The organism is Rhodococcus sp. WS1, assembly GCF_003797745.1.
Taxonomy (GTDB): Bacteria; Actinomycetota; Actinomycetes; order Mycobacteriales; family Mycobacteriaceae; genus Rhodococcus_F; species Rhodococcus_F erythropolis.
Genome location: NZ_RKLZ01000001.1, coordinates 1,643,934 through 1,663,471 on the forward strand (window position 1 = coordinate 1,643,934; position 19,538 = coordinate 1,663,471).

Below are 19,538 nucleotides of genomic sequence, written 5' to 3' on the forward strand. Positions count from 1 at the left end.
TCCGTCAGGAATCAGATGGTGAAGCCCACAGTTACCGGTTCCGGTTCCAGGTGGACACCGAACGCGGCTTCGACGCCGTCGCGAACCGTCCGCGCGAGCGAGACCACATCCGCGCTCGTTGCCGACCCTCTGTTGGTCAACGCCAAGGTGTGTTTCGTCGACAGCCTGGCCGGTGCATCTTCACCGGGATACCCCTTGGAGAATCCGGCCCGTTCGATCAACCATCCGGCCGAGAGCTTGGTTCCACCACTGCCCGGGAACTGCGGCACGGTGACGTCTCCGAGCTGTTCGGTTATTGCTCCGAGCACAGCGGGCAGCTTGTCGTCCGGCACCACGGGGTTGGTGAAGAATGAACCCGCGCTCCACGTGTCGTGGTCGTACGGATCGAGCACCATCGCCTTGCCGGTCCGCAATCCCAGAACCGCCTCGCGGACCTGCGACGCAGGCAACCGCTCGCCTTCCTCGGCCCCGAGTGCAGTGAACAGTTCGCGGTACGCGAGCGGGGCGCTCAATCCGTCGGTCGACGCATCGAATTCGACGGCGAGAACCACTGCTGCATCGGAATGCTTGAGAACGCTCGACCGGTAGCCCAACTCGAGTTTCGACGGTTCGACCCACGACACTTCGCCGCTGCGTCGGTCGAGCAATTGAACCTGCCGGAGCCGCGAGCCCACCTCGACGCCGTACGCGCCGACGTTCTGCACCGGCGTCGCACCGGTCGAGCCCGGAATCCCGGACAGGCATTCGAGGCCGCCCAGTTCCGCGGCGACGGATTGGCCGACTACTTCGTCCCACACTGCGCCCGCTTCGGCAATGACGCGGTCCGTGTCGAGGCTCACGGTGGTGTTGGCCACACGAACGACAACTCCGTCGAATCCCGCGTCCGAGATCACGAGATTCGATCCGCCGGCGAGAATCAGCGTCGGGATCTGCTCGCGATCGAGCAGCGTCACGACGTCGATCAACGACTGCGTCGTCGGGCATTCGGCGAGCAGCCGCGCCGGTCCTCCGATTCGGAGCGTCGTCAATCCCGACAAGTCAACGTTCTCGGACACGAAAGCGCCTGATTCCACGACGCGTCTGCCAATGGTTACGTCCCACACATCGATAAACGGTAGCCTCCACAATCGTGAGCCGTCGCATCGAGCATTCGTCGAAGTACACAGTCCCCGCCGAGAAGGTCCATGAGGCGGTGACCTCCGAGCAGTACTGGCGCGACCGAATCGTCGCTGTCGGTGGTCCCGGCGCGGCGATCGAAGAGCTGACCGTTCGCGACGAGACCGTCGCGGTCACGATGTCGCAGATCATTGCTGCCGAGCATCTCCCGAGCATGGTGTCGAAGGTCGTCAACGGCGACATCGTCATCAAGCGCAGTGAGACGATGGCTCCTTTCAAGGACGGCAAGGCCACTGGCACCTTCTCCGCCCACGTCGACGGTGTTCCCGCCCGTATCGAGGGCACGCAGGTCCTGACTGGCGACGAGAACTCCGCCACTCTCGAAATCGAGGGTGAGGTCGAGGTCAAGATCCCGTTCCTCGGCGGAAAGATCGAAAGCGCGATCGTCGACGAGGTTGTCCGGCTCATCCAGGCCGAACAGGACTTCACCCGGGAGTGGATCGCGAAGTAAAATCCTGCGGGCGGCGATAGTTGTGGATACGGCCAATTTGGCTTGTCACAGCGCGTAACAGGTATTCTTTCCGATCATGGCTCGCCGCATCGACTACTCCGCCCGCTATCAGCACTCCCCCGAGCAGGTCTACGCGGCACTGGCGGACCGCTCGTACTGGGAGGCCCGCGTCGAGGAGATGCGCAAGCATTCCGAGAACCATGTGGAACATTTCGAGGTCACCGATTCCGGAATCGATCTCGTACTGCACCACATTCTTCCGCGCACCGATTTGCCGGACATTGCTCAGACGGTGATGAAGAAGGATCTGGTCATCACGCGCAAGGAGTCGTACGGCGCCTTCGGTGACACCGTGACCGGAACGTACGAAGCGTCCATCCCGGCCGGGCCGGGGAATCTGTCCGGGACCATGGAATTGTTCGCGACCGATACCGGGTCCACGCTGCGAACCACGTCCGAGGCGAAGGTCTTCATACCGTTCATCGGCGCGAAGTTGGAACAGCTCATGCTCATCAACCTCGTCGATCTGTTCCGCACCGAAGCCCAGGTCACGGCGACCTGGCTCGCCGCACGCTGAATCCGGCGTGAAGAAGGCTCCACCCCCGAAGATCGAGGGGGTCATCACCCGTGGCACGACGGGGATCAACAGACTGCGACGAAGTGACCGGTGGATCGTCCACAACCGCACTATCGCGCACGCCCTGAACAACGCGGCCGATCCGTTGATCGTCGACCTCGGGTACGGGGCGAGGCCGGACACCACCTTCGAGATGGCAAGCCGCCTCACCGCTGTCCGGCGGGATCGACGCGTCATCGGGCTCGAGATCGACCCCGCCCGCGTGGTCGAGAGTCGTGACGGTGTCAGCTTCGCCCGTGGCGGATTCGAACTGGCCGGTCTCACACCCGTTTTCGTACGCGCCTTCAACGTCCTCCGGCAGTATCCGGAAGACGCCGTGGACTCTGCGTGGGCGCACATTCAGTCCGGCCTCGCCCCCGGCGGACTGCTACTCGACGGAACCTGCGACGAGCTCGGAAGGCGTTGCGCCTGGGTGCTTCTCGACGCCGATCGTCCATTGACCCTGACACTGGCCTGGGACCCCTTCGACATCGAGCGTCCTTCCGACATCGCAGAACGTCTCCCGAAGGCTCTCATTCACCGCAACGTTCCAGGTGAGCCGATCCACGCGCTGCTCAGCGCGGCCGATCGAGCCTGGGCCACCGCTGCGCCACACGCCTCGTTCGGACCTCGACATCGATGGGCTGCCGCATTGGAAATTCTTCGGGCGCAAGGAATTCCCGTGCAACCCGCGCGACGACGTCTTCGCGACTGCATCCTGACGGTGCCATGGCATGTCGTAGCGCCGAACCCCTGAACTCGCCGACGAGAAACGCCTCGCCGCGGAGGAGGTCTCCGCGGCGAGGCGTCCGTGTGCAGGCGTCGGGCTAGGACCCGAAGATGTTTTCCAGGCTTCCCAGCGAACCTGTCGAACTGCCGCCGTTGCCGGGATCGCCGCCGTCGGGCTCTGCCGTGACCTTGACGGTAACTGCGGCCTGGGTCTCGGAACCGAGGTAGCCGTCAGTTCCGCTGAACACCGCGGTGATTCGGCGATCTCCGAGTTCGGTGAAGGTGTGCGAGAGCGTGGCCTTACCGTTCACTACCGCAACCGGTCCACCGATCGGGGTGGTTCCGTCCATGAACTGAACGGTTCCTGCGCTGAGCGTAGGTGCCACTGCCGCAACGAGATCAACCTTCGCGCCCTTGACCGCTGACGCCGGAGCGCTCACGGTGATGGACGTTTCCTGATCCTCCGCGGCCGGAGCCGTGACCGAAACCGAGTGAGCGGCCGAGGTAGAGGTGAGGAATCCTGTTGCACCCGAGTAGACGGCCGTGATGTCGTGAGTACCGACGCTCGCGAACTCGTGCATGATCGACGCCTTGCCCTCGACGACCGGCACCGGCGAGCCGAGATTGCCCGAGCCGTCCTTGAACTGCACTGTGCCGCCCACCGGCGTCGGCGTGACGGTTACGGACAGACCAACTGCCGTACCGGTTTTTGCATCCGCCGGAACGGTCAAGACCGTCTGGGTCTGCTGGTCGGTGGGAGCCGGCGCCTTGACGTTCACGGTCTGGGCGTTCGATGTCGAGCCCAGGTAGTTACCCGAACCCGAGAACACTGCGGTGATGCTGTACTCACCCGCCACGTTGAAGATCGGCGTGGTTGTCGCTTTTCCGGTTGCGTCCACGGGAACCGGGGAGCCCAGATCCCTGCCACTTTCCTTGAACTGCACGGTGCCACCTGCAACACCGGTCGAGACAGAGGCAGTGAACGACAATGCCTCACCGGTCGACGCCGTCGACGGGCCGACGAGGGTGGTCGTTGTGTTCTCCTCGACCACCACCGGAGCGACTGTCAGCGCATGCGGCGCCGACGTCGAAGTCTGGTAGACACCGGAACCGGAGTACACCGCCACGATCGAATGTGCGCCTTCTGCATAGGAATTCGCCAGTGACGCCTTGCCGTTGGCGTCGACCGCAACAGCGCCGCCGAGGTCGGTTGCACCGTCTTTGAACTGCACCGTGCCACCCGCCGGAGTAGGCGACACCGTAGCCTCGACGGTCACGGACTCACCTGCAACTGCACTTGCGGGACCGGTGATCGCGGTTGCAGTGCTCTTGTCCGCTTCGGACACGACGACGTCGACAGCTGACGACGTGGAGGTCGCCACCTTTGCATTACCGAGGTACTTGGCCGTCACGCTGTGGGTTCGGACGTCAGCCGGTGTCCAGGCAAGTGTTGCAACACCATTGGCGAGCGCGCCCGCACCGATCTTGGTGGCACCGTCGAAGAACTCCACCGAATCACCGTCGGCACCACCGGTCACCGTCGCACTCAGCGGAACAGGTTGTCCCAACTTCACGCCACTGGCCGGTGACAGCGTCGTCGTCGAAATGTTCTTCGACACCGTCACCGCCGGGCCCTTGTTCTGGAAATCGGAACTCGTCACTGACGCGTTGTAATGCACCGAAGTATCCAACGGCACCTCACGCGCACAATCCGCGCCCACCGTGTACTTGAACTCGAAAGTCTTCGAGTCGTTGTTGTACAGCGGCCACTCTGTCAGTGACCCCTTCACACGAACAAAATCAGCACCCTTGGACTCGACACTCCGCGTCGAACCATTCACCTTCGCCGAACCCTCGACGTACGTCAGACATGTCGGATGAACATCCTTGATCGCATACAGGTAATCCACGACGATGTTCTTCCGCTTGAACACAGTCTTCACGGTGATCGTCTCGCCCTCGGACGGAGTCACATTGCTGATCGTCCGCGTGTATTCGTAGTTGTTCGCATTCCACGTCAACGAACCCGGTGTCTCCGGCGCAGCTCCCGCAACCCCGAGACCCGTAACCGCCGCGAAACCCGCAGCAACAGCAAACACACTCAAACCTGCAACTGCACGACGTGCAGAACCTACAGACATAGATTTTCCTTCTCGAGAAGTGAGGGATATGGGTGATGCCCCACCACCTGAAGCGGGCGGGGCATCACCGGGTATCGATTGCTAGGAGCCGAAGATGTTGCCGAGGCTGCCGAGCGAACCGGTGCCGTTGCCTGGTTCTTCACCGTCGACCGGTGCGGCGATCTGGACGGAGACCTGATCGGAGGATGCCGTCACCGTGCCGGCGCCCGAGTACTCCGCCGCGACAATTCGCTGACCCTGAGTTGCGGGCTTCCACGAAAGGCTGGCCTTTCCGGATGAATCGACCGTAGCCGTGCCGATGACCGACTCACCGTCCTTGAAGGTGACTGTGCCACCGGCATTTGCAGGACTGATCTGAGCGGAGATCGTCTGTGCAACGCCGACCTGCCCCGCTACTACGCTGAGATCTGTTGTGGAGCTTGTTGTTCCGGCGGGCTGTTCGGCGACTGTCACATTCGCGGTGGTACTCGACCCGGTGACGCCGGATCTGCCGGCGAACACAGCCTCGACGGTCTGCGCACCGGCAACCGTCGGAACCCAGGCGTAGGTCGCTTCACCGTTGCCTGCCACCGGCACCGAAGCGAGCACCGTTCCGCCGACCTTGAACGTGACCGTTCCACCGGTGCCCGACGCGGACACAGTCGCTTTGAGAGTGGTCGACTTGCCGACCTGCGCGCCCGAGATCGGCGCCAGCGTCGTACTGGACTGAGCATCGGCCTGCGAAACGTTCACGATCAGCGCTGCCGAAGCGGAACCGACGGCACGCGCCGTGTCGGCGAACTTCGCTGTGATCGAGTGGTCTCCACGGGTCGTCGGTGTCCAGGCAAGTGTTGCAACACCATTGGCGAGCGCGCCCGCACCGATCTTGGAACCTGCGTCGAAGAACTCCACCGAATCACCGTCGGCACCACCGGTCACCGTCGCACTCAACGTCACCGGCTGCCCCACCTGAGCTCCACTGACCGGTGACACGGCCGTCGTCGAGACGTTCTTCTGAACATTGATCGACGGACCACGACCATTCGTCGTGTCGTCAACGAACACCGTCCCGTCGAAATGCACCGTCGTCGACAAATTGGTACCACGAACACAATCCGCACCGACGCGATACTGGAATTCGAACGTCTTGACGTCACCGCCCCACATCGGCCACTCCGTAGCACCTGCACTCAACCGAACAGAATCAGCAGCCACCTCGTTGACACGGAACGCACTACCGTTCACCGTCGCCGAACCATCGACATACGTCATACACGCCGGATGAAAATCGCGCACCGCATACAGATTGTGAACCGCGGCAGTTCGCTTGAACACCGTCTTCGACGTGATCACATCACCCTCGGACGGCGTGCCGTTACTGATCGTCCGAGTCACCTTGTACCCATCGGAATTGAACTCCGCCGTCACCGGAGCCGCACCAGCAACCCCGACACCCGCAACCACGGCAAAACCCGCAGAAATAGCAAACACACTCAAACCACCGACAACACGACGAGCACCACTCACGGACATCCACATCCCTCTCGCACACGGGAGCAGACAGCCGTCCAGGACAAGCGTCCGTCTGCTTTTGATGCCGTGACGTTATCCCATTGACTGTAAAGTAACTACGCTTTTCGCCGAATTAGTTCATCGCCGACATCACCAAGCTGCAGCGATCATGGGTCGAAAGTCCCGAAGTACTGGTGCAGATATCGCTCCACCTGGACTGAAGTCAGAATATTCGCCCCGAAGTAGCGCATTTCAAATCTCTGATATTGGTGCCATATTCGATTTCGAACGTGATGCCAGAAGGTCGCAGAAGCATAGAAAATCAATCTCGACTACAGGCTTGCGGCGAGCGCCAACTCCACTCGGACGGCAACGTCGATGCTCGCGTTTTCACACGAGAGATACAACTCGTGCGCGTCCAGTCGACCTATCGCTACCGCATCGGCGACTACTTCGTTGAGCAGAACTTGAGAAATTCCACCGGATGCGAGGTCGTGCACGGTGCGCAAAGGCGTGGTGATGCGGATGGGTCCAATCTGTTCGCACTCGTCGTCCGCGAGCGGCAGTCGGTGCAGGGCGACTTGGCGGGTCGGCGCCGCGAGTGGGTGCGCTGTCGAGAGATGAATGAAGCGAGGTTGCAGGTGCCCGAGGCCATGTAGATCTGCGGCGCTGTAATGCGAGACGGTGGCGCTACCGGCGAACCACGTGCACCACTTCGCAAATTCGTCCAAGGCAGTATGTCTGACGCGTTCGAGGCGAAAGAGTCCCCGGCACTCACATGTCCATGTTCCGGATTCCGTCATCTCCTCCATCGACGCCAGACCGAAACCCAGTTCGGACGCTTGGAGAGCCGTGACAAATCCACACTGTCGCAGCGCCAGCAGCTCGAGTGATTCGTAGTCCGAAGCCATGACCACCTCCGGTGACCGTCGAAAACGCCGTTTCGAACAGACTACGGGCGACTGTGGCGCGCATCACAGGAATGAGGAAGTGCGTATTCACAGAGTTCGTTCAGACTCGTCGGGAAGAATCTGGCGAATGACTGTCGCAGCGAACAACCCTCGTCCGCGCAACCGAGTGCTCGTCATCCTTCTCGTGGTGATCGCCGTGCTCGTGGCGGCGCTCGTCGGTGGAGAACTGTACGTACGCAACCAGGTGAAGACCTGCATGGCCGATCAGTTCCAGAGCGAACTGGGATCCCAGGTCGACGTCGGGTTGAGCTGGAAGCCCGTACTCCTGCAGGCAGTCGACAAGAAGGTGCCGTACATCAGCATCGACAGTGACGACTCTTCGTTCGGCCCCGCAACGGGAATGCAGGTTCATGCGAAGGTGAACGACATCAACTTGCAGCCCTCGGCGGGTAACAGCGGCACCATCGGCAGCTCCAGCGCCGACGTCAGCTGGTCTACCGCAGGCATTCTCGCCACCTTGCAGGAGCAGACCTTCGGTGGCCTCGTCTCCGGCGTCACCGCCGACTCGAGCGCCGGAACACTCGCGTTCGACGTCGGACCGGTCGGGCTCGCCAAGCTCACGGTCAAGCCCACCGTCACCAACGGCGTGGTCGACGTTCAGACCGTCGGCGCCGAGATTCTCGGATTGGGTCTGCCGACAGACCTGGTCGACGGCATCGTCCAGACACTCACCGACAGCCTGCAGACGTACCCGCTGGACATGAAGCCCACCAAGCTGACCGTCACCGACGACGCAATCCAGATCTCACTGGAGGGCGGCGCTTACGCCATGCCCGTCGCCGACGCGAACAACCAGAACGCCTCGGCGGTGCCGGACAGCTGCGGCCTGCTGACCTAGTCGGTCAGACCGTCCAATACTGCTCGGGTTCCGGACAATCCGAGACGGGTCGCGCCGGCCGCGATCATGTCGAGTGCGGCCTGCGTCGTACGTATTCCGCCACTGGCTTTGACTCCCACGCCCGGGCCGACCGTCCGTGCCATCAGTTCGACGGCCTCGACCGTCGCCCCACCCGCGGGGTGGAAGCCGGTGGAGGTCTTGACGAAGTTCGCCCCGGCACGCACGGCCGCGCGGCAGCATTCGACGATGGCCTCGTCGGACAGAGCAGCGGTTTCGAGAATCACTTTGAGGATCGCGCTCTCCCCCATCGCCTCACGGACGGTGAGGATGTCTGCGAGCACAGCGCTGTAGTCGCCGGCGACCGCCGCTCCCACGTCGATGACCATGTCGATCTCGGTAGCGCCCTGATCGACGGCTAGTCGCGCTTCGGCACCCTTGACCAGTGAATGATGCTTCCCCGACGGGAATCCGACGACGGCCGCCGTCACCAGTCCGTCGGCGCGAATCGGCAACATCGACGGCGAGACACAGACGGCCAGCACACCGAGGCTGCGTGCCTCGTCGATCAGGGCGGTCACATCGGCCGCGGTGGCTTCGGGTTTGAGGAGAGTGTGGTCCACCATCGCGGCAACCTGGGAACGAGTGAGTGCAGCTTCAGACATGATGGAAGCTTGGCACACCACCACGCGACCGTCGCCGCAGCCGCACCTGAGAGACTAGGCCGCATGACCGCTGCACCTTCGATCGACGATCGTCGCTATGTTCTTTCCCTCGGCTGCCCCGACACCACGGGCATCGTCGCACGCATCTCGACCTTTCTCACCGACGTCGGTGGATGGATCGTGGAGGCCGCATACCACGCCGATGCCGACACCGGATGGTTCTTCACGCGTCAGGCGGTCCGTGCGTCGTCTGTGAGCATGAGCATCGACGAGCTTCGTGAACGGTTCAAAGCTGTTGCGGCCGAGATCGGTCCGGAAACCGAGTGGACTCTTCACGACTCCGGCGCACCCAAGAAGATCGTGCTGCTCGTGAGCAAGGAAGGTCACTGCTTGCATGACCTCCTGGGCCGCGCCGCGGGCGGAGAACTTCCGGCAGAGATCAGCGCCGTCATCGGAAATCACGAAGACCTGCGCAGTGTCACCGAGCGCCACGGGATCGACTTCCACCACGTTCCGTTCGCCAAGGACCCGGCCGAACGGGGACCGTCCTTCGAGAAGGTCCGCGCCCTGGTCGACGCCCACAACCCCGACGCCGTGGTTCTTGCACGCTTCATGCAGGTGCTTCCCGAATCACTGTGCGAGCACTGGGCCGGCCGCGCGATCAACATCCACCACAGCTTCTTGCCGTCGTTCATCGGTGCCCGCCCCTATCACCAGGCGTTCGCCCGCGGCGTGAAGTTGATCGGCGCCACCTGCCACTACGTGACCGCCGAACTCGATGCCGGTCCGATCATCGAGCAGGACGTGATCCGCGTCGACCACGCCGACGATGTCGCCGACATGGTCCGCCAGGGTCGAGACATCGAAAAGCTCGTGCTCTCACGCGGACTGCGCTGGCACCTCGAGGATCGGGTTCTGGTCCACGGGCGCAAGACGGTCGTCTTCAGCTAGAGCTGCGTTGCGCTAGAGATTGCGCAGTCGCACGATTTCCTTGTCGAACTCGTCGATGTTCTCGATCGACGACATGTGACCGACGCCCGGCAACACGATCAACCGTTCGAGGTTGCCGGCGTCGTCGAGGACCTGCGCAAGCTTGCGCGCATGGACCGGCGGAGTGAGCCGATCGAGCGAACCGACGAGCACGGTGGTCGGCACTTCGAGATTGTCGAGTCCCTCGTGAATGTCGAGGGTGCTCAGCGCTGCTCCCCAACCGCCACGAATACGCGGCTTGCACTCACGAACGATGTTCTCGCAGAACTGAATCTCGGCCTTGGTCGCGTTCGGTGACATCGAGACGTACTGGATCGCCTTCGTCATGGCGCCCGAGGAGACAAACGGAACGGGCGAACTGAGGATGGCGCGGCCCACGGGGACAGGCACCCGAGGAAAGCGATTGGGCAGTGGGATGACCGTGGTCTCGGCGATCAACCTTTCACTCGCGGTGCTCGCGAGCATGACCGCCGACGCGTACTTCTTGACCTCGTCGGGGTGACGACCAGCCCAGGCGATGATGCTCATCCCGCCCATGCTGTGACCGACGATGACCGCCTTCTTGTCCTCGCGAACCGTGGCTGCCAGCACGGCAGAAAGGTCGTCGGCGAGGACGTCCGGGCCGAGCGGCAGATTACCGACGGTGCTGCGTCCGTGACCGCGCTGATCGTAGGTGATGACGCGATATTCACCGGCAAGCGCATTGACCTGCGGGTACCAGAATTCGGTTGAGCACGTCCAGCCGTGGCTGAGAACGATCGGATCGCCGTCGACGGGACCGTAAGCCCGGACATTGATGATCGCACCGTCGTCGGTGGTCAGTTCGCTGATATCAGCTTTGAGCGTCGGAGTCTTCAGGAGTGCGTTGGGCTCGACGTCGCTCGAAAGAGTCAACCCGCGCGTGGATCGCCGATGACGGATCCCAGCGACTGCCGCGACGAGTGCTCCCACTCCGACGGCGCCTGCCAGTACTCGAAGCTCTGTGGTGCGCGAACGACTGGACATGCATTTACCCCTGACTGCTGCTGACGACAGACGGATGCAATCTATGTGTGACTGCCGTTAACCGACACTATCACTCGAACAACGCGCGTTGTCAGCGTTGGAGCGAAGAGTGGGGCAACACACGGTGACCTGGAACCGCGTCACCGGATGAGCAGAAACCGCGGCCCACTACCAGCGGGAACCGCCATGCTGGATGTCGTCCACGCGCGGTCGAACGTCGACGAGATATACACACACTGCAACAACCGCGATGATGCCCAGGAGACCGACAGGGGATGTCGCCAGCAGGATCAACGCCGCAACGATCAGAATTCCGAGCCAGATCGGCTTGGTCAATTTGTTGACCGCGGTAAAGGCGTCCGGACGCTGCCTGACGGCATGAACGATCGCGTAGACAGCACCCACCAACGCGAGCACTTTCAGTGCGAGAAAGATCAGACCGACTAGCCCATCGACTTGAGTCACAACTACATCCTAAGTTCTCATCCGGTTCCCGACGAACACGAAGGCTCCCACACTCGGCTGAGCGCGGGAGCCTTCGTCAGGTGGAGCTGGGCAAAATCAGGCCTTCTTGGCCGGAGCAGCCTTCTTGGCCGGAGCCGGCGCGGTGGCCTTGGCCGGAGCAGCCTTGGCCGGAGCAGCCTTGGCCGGAGCAACCTTGGCCGGAGCAGCCTTCTTGGCGGCGGTGGTCGCGCGCTCCTGGACGTCGGAAGCGGCAGCGGTCACGCGAGCGGCAGCTTCCTTGGAAGCCTCGTCTGCCTGGTCACCGAGGTCGAGGACCTTCAGTGCAGCCTCGTCGCCTGCGTCGGCGATCTTCTCGCCGGCGTCAGCGATCTTCTCGCCGACCTCTTCTGCGGTGTCGGAGATGCGTCCGGCAGCGCGGCCGGCCAGCTTGGCAGCCTGCTCGCCCACGGCGCGCGTCTGACGAGCAACGGTTCCGAGTGCGTCTTCGGTCAGCTCGACGGCGTCGCCGAGTGCCGACTCTGCAGCAGCGATGCCCTCTTCGACTGCGGGCTGCTTGCGGATGCGCTCGACTGCGTCTTCGCCGCGCTCTGCGAGGGAGTTGTACAGATCGCCGGCAACCTTGAGGTATGCCTCGGCGACCTTGCGGAGTTCCTCGGGTGCGAACTTCTCTCGCAGCTCGGCGAGCTCTTCGGGCAGCTCGGACGGCAGGCCGGCGAGACGCTCGCGCAGTGCCTCGACGCTCTCGGCAACGTCACCCTGAACGGAAGCGAGCTTCTCGCGGGCACCGTCGACACGGCCGTTGACGTCACCCTGGGTGTTCTCGGCGCGCTCACGAACCTGAGCGACTACATCGGCCACGGCCTGGACAACCAGGTCGCCTGCGCCGACAGCGGCGTAGAGCGAGGTCTTGACGCTGTCGATGGCGTTCTTGTCAGTCATCTTTTTCTCCTAGTGAAGTCTCGGTGTCTGGAATTGCGGCCGATTCAGCGAAATCGGGCGCTGCGGCTGGTCTGGACGACTCGTTCTCGCGACAGAACGAGTCGTAGATTTCGAGCAGTACTTGCTTCTGCCGTTCGTTGATGGCCGTCTCGGCCAACACCGCGTCCCTGATGGGACTGTGCGGGCGTTGTTCGAGATATCCCGCTTGGACGTACAGGACTTCTGATGAGACTCGAAGACCCTTGGCGATTTGCGCCAGTACGTCTGCCGACGGTTTACGCAATCCGCGTTCGATCTGACTCAGATACGGATTGCTGACGCCGGCGAGTTGAGCAAGTTGGCGCATCGAAACTTGGGCGGCTTCCCGCTGTGCACGAATGAACCCCCCGATGTCGTGTGCCGCAGAGCTGACGACGCGAGCTGCCAAGTCGCTTGCTCCGGCTGCGGCACCGGATAATTCACGATCTCCGTCATCGGAGTTCGTCGACTTCGCTGGCATTGCGTCCTCCCTTTCCAGTGGACATTTCCCAGGATAGGAGAGGGTGCTAACTATTGCAAGCACTACTGCTAGCACTCGTGGTGGACGTCACATACCGGACAGCTCAGCCGAAGATGAGCGTCGAAATCGTGTAGATCAGCAGCCCGGCGATAGATCCGACAACGGTGCCGTTGATACGGATGAACTGAAGATCTCGACCGACCTGCAGCTCGATCTTCTGGCTCGCTTCGTCGGCATCCCACCGCTCGACCGTGTCACTGATGACTCCGGTGATCTCGTCGGTGTAGTTCTCCGCGATGTACTTGGTGCCCTGCACCAGCCAGCCGTCGACCTTCTCACGCATGGATTCGTCGTCTCGCAGCCTGATTCCGAAGCCGGCCACGTTCTCGGCGACCTTGGTCCGCAGGGTGCTGTTCGGATCGTCGACCGACTCCATGATGAGGCGCTTGGCGACCTGCCACGTCGAGGACGCCAGACCCGTCACTTCCTCGCGGCCCATGATCTCCGCCTTGATCCCTTCGGCCTTCTTGATGGTCTCCGGGTCGTTCTGCAGATCATCGGCGAAATCGATCAGGAAGCGGTTGGCGGCGAGACGTACCTCGTGTTCCGGGTTGGAACGGACCTTCCAGGTGAACTCGACGAGTTCCTTGTATATCTTCTCCCCCAGCATCGCGTCGACGAATTTCGGCGACCACGCCGGCGAATCGCGAACGATCACACGGTCGATCGTCTCCTGGCTGCCGAGTGCCCACTGATGCGCGCGCTCGGCAAGCAATTCGATGATCGGCAGTTGCTTGTTGTCCTTGAGCAACTCCCCGAGCACTCGGCCGATCGGCGGTCCCCACATGGGCTCGGCCAGCCGCTTCACGATCGTGTTGTCGATGATCTGGGCAATGTCCTCGTCGCGAAGAACCTCGACCATCCCGCGCAATACCGTCGACGTCTCGGCAGCGACGCGAGCGGCATTGGCAGGTTCAGCCATCCACGTACCGAGGCGGAGCGGAATCTGCGCCTGCTGCACCTTGGCCGACACAACCTCGGGAGCCAGGAAGTTCTGACCGACGAACGAGCTCAAACTGGCTCCGAGCTGGTCTTTCTTACGCTTGATGATGGCAGTGTGCGGGATGGGAAGCCCCATCGGATGACGGAAGAGCGCGGTGACGGCAAACCAGTCGGCAAGCGCGCCGACCATGCCCGCCTCGGACGCAGCCCGGACGTACCCGACCCACTCTCCGGCGCCGCGGGATTCCTGCCACCGGCAGAAGATGTAGACCACCGTCGCGAAGCCGAGGAGGCCAGTGGCGAAGACTTTCATCTTGCGAAGGTCCCGACGCTTGGCGGCGTCGTCGAAGGCGGAGAGGCTCAGTTGCTGCACCCTCGCCATTGTGCCGAAAGGTGTGACGCGGCGTAGCGCGAGCGACACGATGTCCGATTCGCTAGGACTTAATCCCCCGAACTGCGGATGTGAGTGCCCGAGATAAAGGCACGGACATTAAGCTGGTCCAGAAAGTAGACCGATCGGACGTGGCTCGCACCACAGATATGAGATGACTCGTGGCCAAGAATGCCGTGCAGGACAACGAGCAGGTAGACGGCCCAGTCGTTGCTGATGCGAAGCCCGAGAAATCCGACGGTCGCAAGCGTCGGTGGCGCGAACACAAGATCGCTCGCCGCGAGGAACTCGTCGACGGCACCATTGCCGCTATCCGGGCACGCGGCCGTGAGATCGGCATGGACGAGATCGCGTCCGAGATCGGTGTGTCCAAGACCGTGCTCTACCGGTACTTCGCCGACAAGAGCGACCTCACTACCGCCACGATGATGCGGTACGTCGAGACCATCCTGTCGCCGCGTATCTACGAAGCGATCAGCGGTGATCTCGACGATTTCGAACTCACCCAGGCCAGCATCACCGCGTACGTCGAGACGGTGGCGTCCGACCCCGACATCTATCTCTACGTCATGGCCAACGGCGCCGGCGCCAACCGCGACGTCGTTGCCGATTCCGAGCGCATGATCGCCGAATTGCTCTCCACGGTGTTGGGCAATCGTCTTCGCGAGATGGAGATGGATTCCGGCGGTTCCCTGCCGTGGGCGTTCGGGATCGTCGGCGGAATTCAGCTCGCGACGCACTGGTGGATCTCCAACAAGTCGATGTCCGCAGAATCGCTGATCGACTACCTCACCATGATGACGTGGGGCGGCATCACCGGCATTGCTGCGGTCAACGGATCACCGGCCAAGTTCAAGTCGGTTCCGCATCCCCTCGTCAAGCCTGCCGAGGACTGACTCGCCCGAGACCGAACTTTCGAGCCACAGGGGTCGATCCTGTGGCACTCTTTCGGCATGGCACAAGACTCGCTGTGGGAAACACCGGCCGCCAAGACACTGCGGGCGGAGCCCGGGTTCGAACTCGATCAACTCGATCGCAACAGCACTCCGGGATTCACCGGAAACAAAGCTGACGGCGAACGTCTGCTCGAGGAGCGCGGCGCGGTCCTGTCCGACCTGCAGGAGTTGCTCTACGCCAACGGCAGGTCCGGGGACAGCCGTTCCATCCTGCTGGTCCTGCAAGGAATGGACACCGCAGGCAAGGGTGGCATGGTCCGACACGTGATCGGTCACGTGGATCCTTCGGGAGTTCAGCACGCGGCCTTCGGCGTCCCGACCGAAGAGGAAAAGCAACATCACTACCTCTGGCGGATCAAGAAGGAACTCCCCCGCGGCGGCTATCTCGGTGTGTTCGATCGCTCCCACTACGAAGACGTCCTGGTCGTGCGCGTCCACGATCTTGTCCCTGAGGATGTCTGGAGCGCGCGCTACGACGAGATCAACCAGTTCGAGAAGGAACTCGTCGACGCCGGAACCACCATCGTGAAGGTGGCGATGTTCGTCTCGCTCGACGAGCAGAAGAAGCGGCTCGAAGAGCGGCTCGACCGCCCGGACAAGTACTGGAAGTACAACCCGGGTGACGTCACCGAACGCGGTTTGTGGCCTGCCTATCAACAGGCGTATCAGGCAATGCTCGACAAGACGTCGACCGAGCACGCGCCGTGGTACGTCGTGCCGTGTGATCGGAAGTGGTACAGCCGAATTGCGGTCACGGAGCTACTGATCGACGCTCTGGAAAAACTCGATCTCGACTGGCCGCCTGCCAACTTCGACATCGAGGCGGAAAAAGCGCGACTGGCACAGTCCTGATCAGAAGCAGTCCTGATCAGAACAGGTGTGGGGATTCGCGGTGCACTTTGTGGTCGTGATGAACGGTGCTGGTGTACAGGGCAACCGCCAGTCCGATGGACGCGACGCCGGCGAGCCCGGCAATCAACGCCCAACCACCGTGCCCTGAACCGGCGGCCACGAGAAAGCTGCCGAGACAGACAACTGTGGCCAGCACCAGGAAATACGACGCCCACGCTGCAAAGAGATTGAGCTTCATCGTTCGCTCCTCCGGTCGGATCTCTTTCGTTTCGACCGTACGCCGGAGCATGACGGTCGACAAGACACTCCTGTCGTGAGGTTTCCCGACGTCTACGCCGGGTAGCCGAATTGCATGGACATCGGAACTCTTTACCGCGGAATCGAATCGGCGCGCGGACTGGACGGTCCGTCCACTGGCATCAGACGCAGAATCCTCGAGATCACCGAGCGATCCGACAGATCGCGTACTGTCGCCGCACTTCTGCGCGGCGCCCTCGTCGGGCATCCCATCCATCCCGCCCTCGTGACCATTCCCGCGGGCGCGTGGACGGCTTCGCTGATCTTCGACGTGTCAGGCGATCCGCAGACTGCACGACGGTTGATCGGGCTCGGGCTGGTCTCGACGCCGCCGGCTTTGCTGACAGGCTGGCTGGACTGGTCCGAACGTGGCGACGTCGCACGCCGTGTGGGGCTGGTACACGCCGCGTCGAATGCTGTGGGGATCTGGTCTTTTGCCGCGTCGTACAGGCTACGCGGCAAGGATTCACTCGCGCTGGCGCGAGTTCTGTCGGTGCTGGGGCTCACCGCGGTCGGTGTCGGTGGCGCGCTCGGCGGTCACATCGTTTTCAAACTCATGGACGATCCTGCCGTCGAGGCTGCAGCGACTCCGGTTCTCGATCCCATCCTGGACGTGGTCAACTGAGCTGATCGGACCTCAATACTATTCAGGCGTAAGCACTTCCGGAGTAGCTCCGTAGTTCTCGCGCGGTCTCGTCCGAATCCGCCAGTGGCCTGTTCATGACCCAGTGCGGGCTGCGCGTGCCCAGTGTCGCGGCAAAGTCGGCGACGGCGTCCGGGGTCGGCACTGCGTGTTCGCCCAGATATCCGAGAACGATGAGGTCCTCCCCTGAACGAGTCTCCACGGCCAGGGCCCAACCGCACGTCTCCTCCCACAGCAACGCCACCTCACGCCCAGGGAAACGCGGCACAGTTCGATCCAACGCGATGTAGGCCTCCAGAGGATGCTCGCGCCTGCAACACCATTGCTCTATGCCGGCCCCCACGCCGACCGCCACCCGTTGTACGTACCGCTCGAACCCGAGTCCGACGGTTGCGTCGACCAGCATTTGTTCTGTCATCGAACCTCACTCCTCGCCATCGTGTTTGGAATGTGCCCAGCGCTGACCGCGCCGAAACCCGGTTCAGATCACGGACTCCGGGTATCCCCAGACGAACCGATCAAGTGGAGAGGGGACCCGATGAAGTACTCGCCCGCTATGGCTCCCGGACGAATGCTGAAGATCTCCATGGTGTCGGTGAACGCCGATCCACTCGCACCGGTGGGCTGCTCGGCAGCCGGTGCACAGAACCTGCACGTCGACGAACTGTCCGCGGCCCTGGTTCGCGCCGGACACGATGTCACCGTCTTCACCAGGCGGGCACACGTCGGTGGACCGGACCGCGTTCGCGCCCGCGCCGGGTACTCCGTCGACTATCTCGAAGCCGGCCCGACACACGCTCTCCCGGACGCCGAAATACTCCCCCACCTGGGCACCTTTGCCAGCATTCTGCGCGCTCAGTGGAGTACCGACCGACCCGATGTGGTGCACTCGCACTTCTGGATGTCTGGTGTGGCAACGGAACTCGCGACCCGCTCACTCGGCATCCCCGTACTTCAGACATTCCATTCCCTGGGATCTGCGGCGCACCGATACCTCGGAGCAGCCGACGACAGCCCATCGGAGCGGACTCACCTGGAACCGTTGATCGCCAGGGGCGCAACCCATGTCATCGCGACGAGTTCGGACGAAATCTTCGATCTGGTTCGGCAGGGATCACCACGATCACGGACCACGATGGTGCCCTCGGGCGTCGATACCGAAGCGTTCACCCCGGAGGGACCCGCCGCGAAGAAGACCGCGCCGCATCGATTGATCTGCGTCGGAAGGCTGGTGGAGCAGAAGGGCTTCGATGTTGCCGTCTCCGCGCTGGCTTCACTGCCGGACACGGAGTTGGTGGTGATCGGCGGGCCACCCGTCGCGCAACTGAGCACCGACGAGGTTGCGATCCGCTTGGTCAAGCTCGCCGAGCGGCTCGGCGTCGCAGATCGAGTCCAATTACTGGGACGGGTTCCGCACCGCCAACTACCGAAACTGATGCGGTCGGCCGACGCCCTCGTATGCACCCCCAGATACGAACCTTTCGGAATCGCGGCGCTGGAAGCGATGGCATGCGGAGTTCCTGTAGTCGCGACTCCTGTTGGCGGACTGCGGGATACGGTGATCGACGGACTCACGGGGCGTCGGGTGCCGGTGAACAGCCCCGTGGAAACCGCGCGCGCGGTCCGGCATCTTCTGGACGACGAAGACGAGGGCGCGGCGTTTGCACGGCAGAGTCGGGCCCGAGCGTGCGAATCGTATTCATGGGATCACGTCGCCACCGAGGTGGTCCGAACCTACGGCCGCTGCGTCACAGCACCGCCGAGAGCCCGCCAACACAAGGGCACTCACCCAACACAAGGGCACTCACCGAAGTGAAGTGCACTGACGCTGACGGGCTCTACGAAGCTGATTTCTCGAAACTGTAGGTGACTCGAAACTATCGGCGAAAGGGCGGTATCAAGCCGGGAAACGTCGGGTCTCTTCGAGTCCGATTGCATGATCCAGCGACTCGTAGCAGGCAAACATCGACTCCTGACCAGCTGCTTTGAGTAGCCTCTGAACCGGGCGGGCGCAGACGAGCGCGAGTGTGCCGCCCACGTCGCGTGATCGCGTCGACAGGACCGACAGCACGGACAAGCCGCACGTCCCCATGAATTCGAGTTCGGAGAGATCGACAACCAGCGTCCGGTCCGCGGCAACGTGGTACGTCAAGAAGTCACGAAAAGCATTGGCGCTCATCAGGTCGATCTCGCCACGAACGTGGATCACAGCGGTATGTGCACTGATGCGGTGCGCGTGAAACGATGCGGTCGCTGTCCCGGTCGCGGGAGGTCCGTAATCTACCGATCCCTTCGCCGCGTTCGTAAAGCCTGAAATAGATGATCCTGGAACAACAGTCATGGTTCTCCCATCCCGCAACGGTTTACACTCTGCAAAAGAGAAGGGACCTCCGAAGGAGCCGCACGATGAACGGGTCTCCAGAA

The 19,538-nt window shown here is 62.4% G+C and carries 22 protein-coding genes; 9 read left to right on the forward strand and 13 right to left on the reverse strand.

Annotated elements, in window-relative coordinates:
- Window positions 1-11: 11 nt before the first annotated feature.
- Window positions 12-1,055: a UDP-N-acetylmuramate dehydrogenase gene (locus EEB12_RS07505; protein ID WP_020906754.1), complete on the reverse strand. Its 1,044-nt coding sequence runs from the start codon at window positions 1,053-1,055 to the stop codon at window positions 12-14.
- A 74-nt stretch (window positions 1,056-1,129) separates the two neighbouring features.
- Between EEB12_RS07505 and EEB12_RS07510 the strand changes: the two genes are divergently transcribed.
- From EEB12_RS07510 to EEB12_RS07520, 3 genes are all read left to right on the forward strand, one after another.
- Window positions 1,130-1,627, forward strand: a complete 498-nt coding sequence (locus tag EEB12_RS07510; RefSeq protein ID WP_019744408.1) for a DUF2505 domain-containing protein — start codon at window positions 1,130-1,132, stop codon at window positions 1,625-1,627.
- Between the two features lie 76 nt (window positions 1,628-1,703).
- The gene (locus EEB12_RS07515) at window positions 1,704-2,204 is read left to right on the forward strand and encodes a DUF2505 domain-containing protein (RefSeq protein ID WP_019744409.1); all 501 of its coding nucleotides are present in this window, start codon (window positions 1,704-1,706) and stop codon (window positions 2,202-2,204) included.
- 7 nt (window positions 2,205-2,211) lie between these two features.
- The gene (locus EEB12_RS07520; protein WP_020968914.1) at window positions 2,212-3,000 is read left to right on the forward strand and encodes a hypothetical protein; all 789 of its coding nucleotides are present in this window, start codon (window positions 2,212-2,214) and stop codon (window positions 2,998-3,000) included.
- Between the two features lie 70 nt (window positions 3,001-3,070).
- Here EEB12_RS07520 and EEB12_RS07525 read toward each other — a convergent pair whose 3' ends face one another.
- From EEB12_RS07525 to EEB12_RS07535, 3 genes are all read right to left on the reverse strand, one after another.
- Window positions 3,071-5,113: an Ig-like domain-containing protein gene (locus EEB12_RS07525; protein ID WP_141487575.1), complete on the reverse strand. Its 2,043-nt coding sequence runs from the start codon at window positions 5,111-5,113 to the stop codon at window positions 3,071-3,073.
- 81 nt (window positions 5,114-5,194) lie between these two features.
- A complete protein-coding gene (locus tag EEB12_RS07530) occupies window positions 5,195-6,625 on the reverse strand; it encodes an Ig-like domain-containing protein (protein WP_258537345.1) in 1,431 nt (476 codons plus the stop codon).
- A 311-nt stretch (window positions 6,626-6,936) separates the two neighbouring features.
- Window positions 6,937-7,515, reverse strand: a complete 579-nt coding sequence (locus EEB12_RS07535; RefSeq protein WP_020906750.1) for a hypothetical protein — start codon at window positions 7,513-7,515, stop codon at window positions 6,937-6,939.
- Between the two features lie 127 nt (window positions 7,516-7,642).
- Between EEB12_RS07535 and EEB12_RS07540 the strand changes: the two genes are divergently transcribed.
- The gene (locus EEB12_RS07540) at window positions 7,643-8,413 is read left to right on the forward strand and encodes a DUF2993 domain-containing protein (RefSeq protein WP_141487577.1); all 771 of its coding nucleotides are present in this window, start codon (window positions 7,643-7,645) and stop codon (window positions 8,411-8,413) included.
- Here EEB12_RS07540 and deoC read toward each other — a convergent pair.
- Complete coding sequence (deoC, locus tag EEB12_RS07545; RefSeq protein ID WP_020906748.1) at window positions 8,410-9,075, reverse strand: deoxyribose-phosphate aldolase; 666 nt, start codon at window positions 9,073-9,075, stop codon at window positions 8,410-8,412. The two genes, EEB12_RS07540 and deoC, sit on opposite strands and share 4 nt — an antisense overlap.
- Before the next feature lie 63 nt (window positions 9,076-9,138).
- Between deoC and purU the strand changes: the two genes are divergently transcribed.
- Window positions 9,139-10,026: a formyltetrahydrofolate deformylase gene (gene purU, locus EEB12_RS07550; protein WP_003941509.1), complete on the forward strand. Its 888-nt coding sequence runs from the start codon at window positions 9,139-9,141 to the stop codon at window positions 10,024-10,026.
- 12 nt (window positions 10,027-10,038) lie between these two features.
- Here the strand turns inward: purU and EEB12_RS07555 are convergent, their stop codons facing one another.
- The 5 genes from EEB12_RS07555 to EEB12_RS07575 form a co-directional block, all read right to left on the reverse strand.
- Window positions 10,039-11,070: an alpha/beta fold hydrolase gene (locus EEB12_RS07555; protein WP_021333908.1), complete on the reverse strand. Its 1,032-nt coding sequence runs from the start codon at window positions 11,068-11,070 to the stop codon at window positions 10,039-10,041.
- A 168-nt stretch (window positions 11,071-11,238) separates the two neighbouring features.
- A complete protein-coding gene (locus EEB12_RS07560; RefSeq protein ID WP_003941505.1) occupies window positions 11,239-11,535 on the reverse strand; it encodes a DUF2516 family protein in 297 nt (98 codons plus the stop codon).
- 96 nt (window positions 11,536-11,631) lie between these two features.
- Window positions 11,632-12,474, reverse strand: coding sequence for a heparin-binding hemagglutinin (locus EEB12_RS07565; RefSeq protein WP_141487578.1), 843 nt, complete (start codon window positions 12,472-12,474; stop codon window positions 11,632-11,634).
- Window positions 12,467-12,973 (reverse strand): helix-turn-helix domain-containing protein, encoded by a 507-nt coding sequence (locus EEB12_RS07570; RefSeq protein WP_141487579.1) that lies wholly within the window; start codon window positions 12,971-12,973, stop codon window positions 12,467-12,469. Before EEB12_RS07570 ends, EEB12_RS07565 begins: the two co-directional genes overlap by 8 nt.
- A gap of 103 nt (window positions 12,974-13,076) precedes the next feature.
- A complete protein-coding gene (locus tag EEB12_RS07575; RefSeq protein ID WP_046378191.1) occupies window positions 13,077-14,357 on the reverse strand; it encodes a DUF445 domain-containing protein in 1,281 nt (426 codons plus the stop codon).
- A gap of 170 nt (window positions 14,358-14,527) precedes the next feature.
- Here EEB12_RS07575 and EEB12_RS07580 point away from each other — a divergent pair, with 170 nt between their 5' ends.
- Both EEB12_RS07580 and EEB12_RS07585 read left to right on the forward strand, forming a co-directional pair.
- Window positions 14,528-15,262, forward strand: coding sequence for a TetR/AcrR family transcriptional regulator (locus tag EEB12_RS07580; RefSeq protein ID WP_003941527.1), 735 nt, complete (start codon window positions 14,528-14,530; stop codon window positions 15,260-15,262).
- A 57-nt stretch (window positions 15,263-15,319) separates the two neighbouring features.
- Complete coding sequence (locus EEB12_RS07585; protein WP_019744420.1) at window positions 15,320-16,174, forward strand: polyphosphate kinase 2 family protein; 855 nt, start codon at window positions 15,320-15,322, stop codon at window positions 16,172-16,174.
- 16 nt (window positions 16,175-16,190) lie between these two features.
- Here the strand turns inward: EEB12_RS07585 and EEB12_RS07590 are convergent, their stop codons facing one another.
- Window positions 16,191-16,412: a hypothetical protein gene (locus EEB12_RS07590; RefSeq protein ID WP_020968904.1), complete on the reverse strand. Its 222-nt coding sequence runs from the start codon at window positions 16,410-16,412 to the stop codon at window positions 16,191-16,193.
- Window positions 16,413-16,526: 114 nt separating this feature from the next.
- Between EEB12_RS07590 and EEB12_RS07595 the strand changes: the two genes are divergently transcribed.
- Window positions 16,527-17,096 (forward strand): DUF2231 domain-containing protein, encoded by a 570-nt coding sequence (locus EEB12_RS07595; RefSeq protein WP_020968903.1) that lies wholly within the window; start codon window positions 16,527-16,529, stop codon window positions 17,094-17,096.
- Window positions 17,097-17,118: 22 nt separating this feature from the next.
- On the opposite strand, the gene EEB12_RS07600 is transcribed toward EEB12_RS07595, so the two are convergent.
- Window positions 17,119-17,532: a DUF6292 family protein gene (locus EEB12_RS07600; protein WP_003941464.1), complete on the reverse strand. Its 414-nt coding sequence runs from the start codon at window positions 17,530-17,532 to the stop codon at window positions 17,119-17,121.
- A gap of 120 nt (window positions 17,533-17,652) precedes the next feature.
- Here EEB12_RS07600 and EEB12_RS07605 point away from each other — a divergent pair, with 120 nt between their 5' ends.
- Window positions 17,653-18,930 (forward strand): glycosyltransferase, encoded by a 1,278-nt coding sequence (locus EEB12_RS07605; protein ID WP_141487580.1) that lies wholly within the window; start codon window positions 17,653-17,655, stop codon window positions 18,928-18,930.
- An 81-nt stretch (window positions 18,931-19,011) separates the two neighbouring features.
- Here EEB12_RS07605 and EEB12_RS07610 read toward each other — a convergent pair whose 3' ends face one another.
- Window positions 19,012-19,455 (reverse strand): STAS domain-containing protein, encoded by a 444-nt coding sequence (locus tag EEB12_RS07610; RefSeq protein WP_020968900.1) that lies wholly within the window; start codon window positions 19,453-19,455, stop codon window positions 19,012-19,014.
- Window positions 19,456-19,538 lie beyond the last annotated feature (83 nt).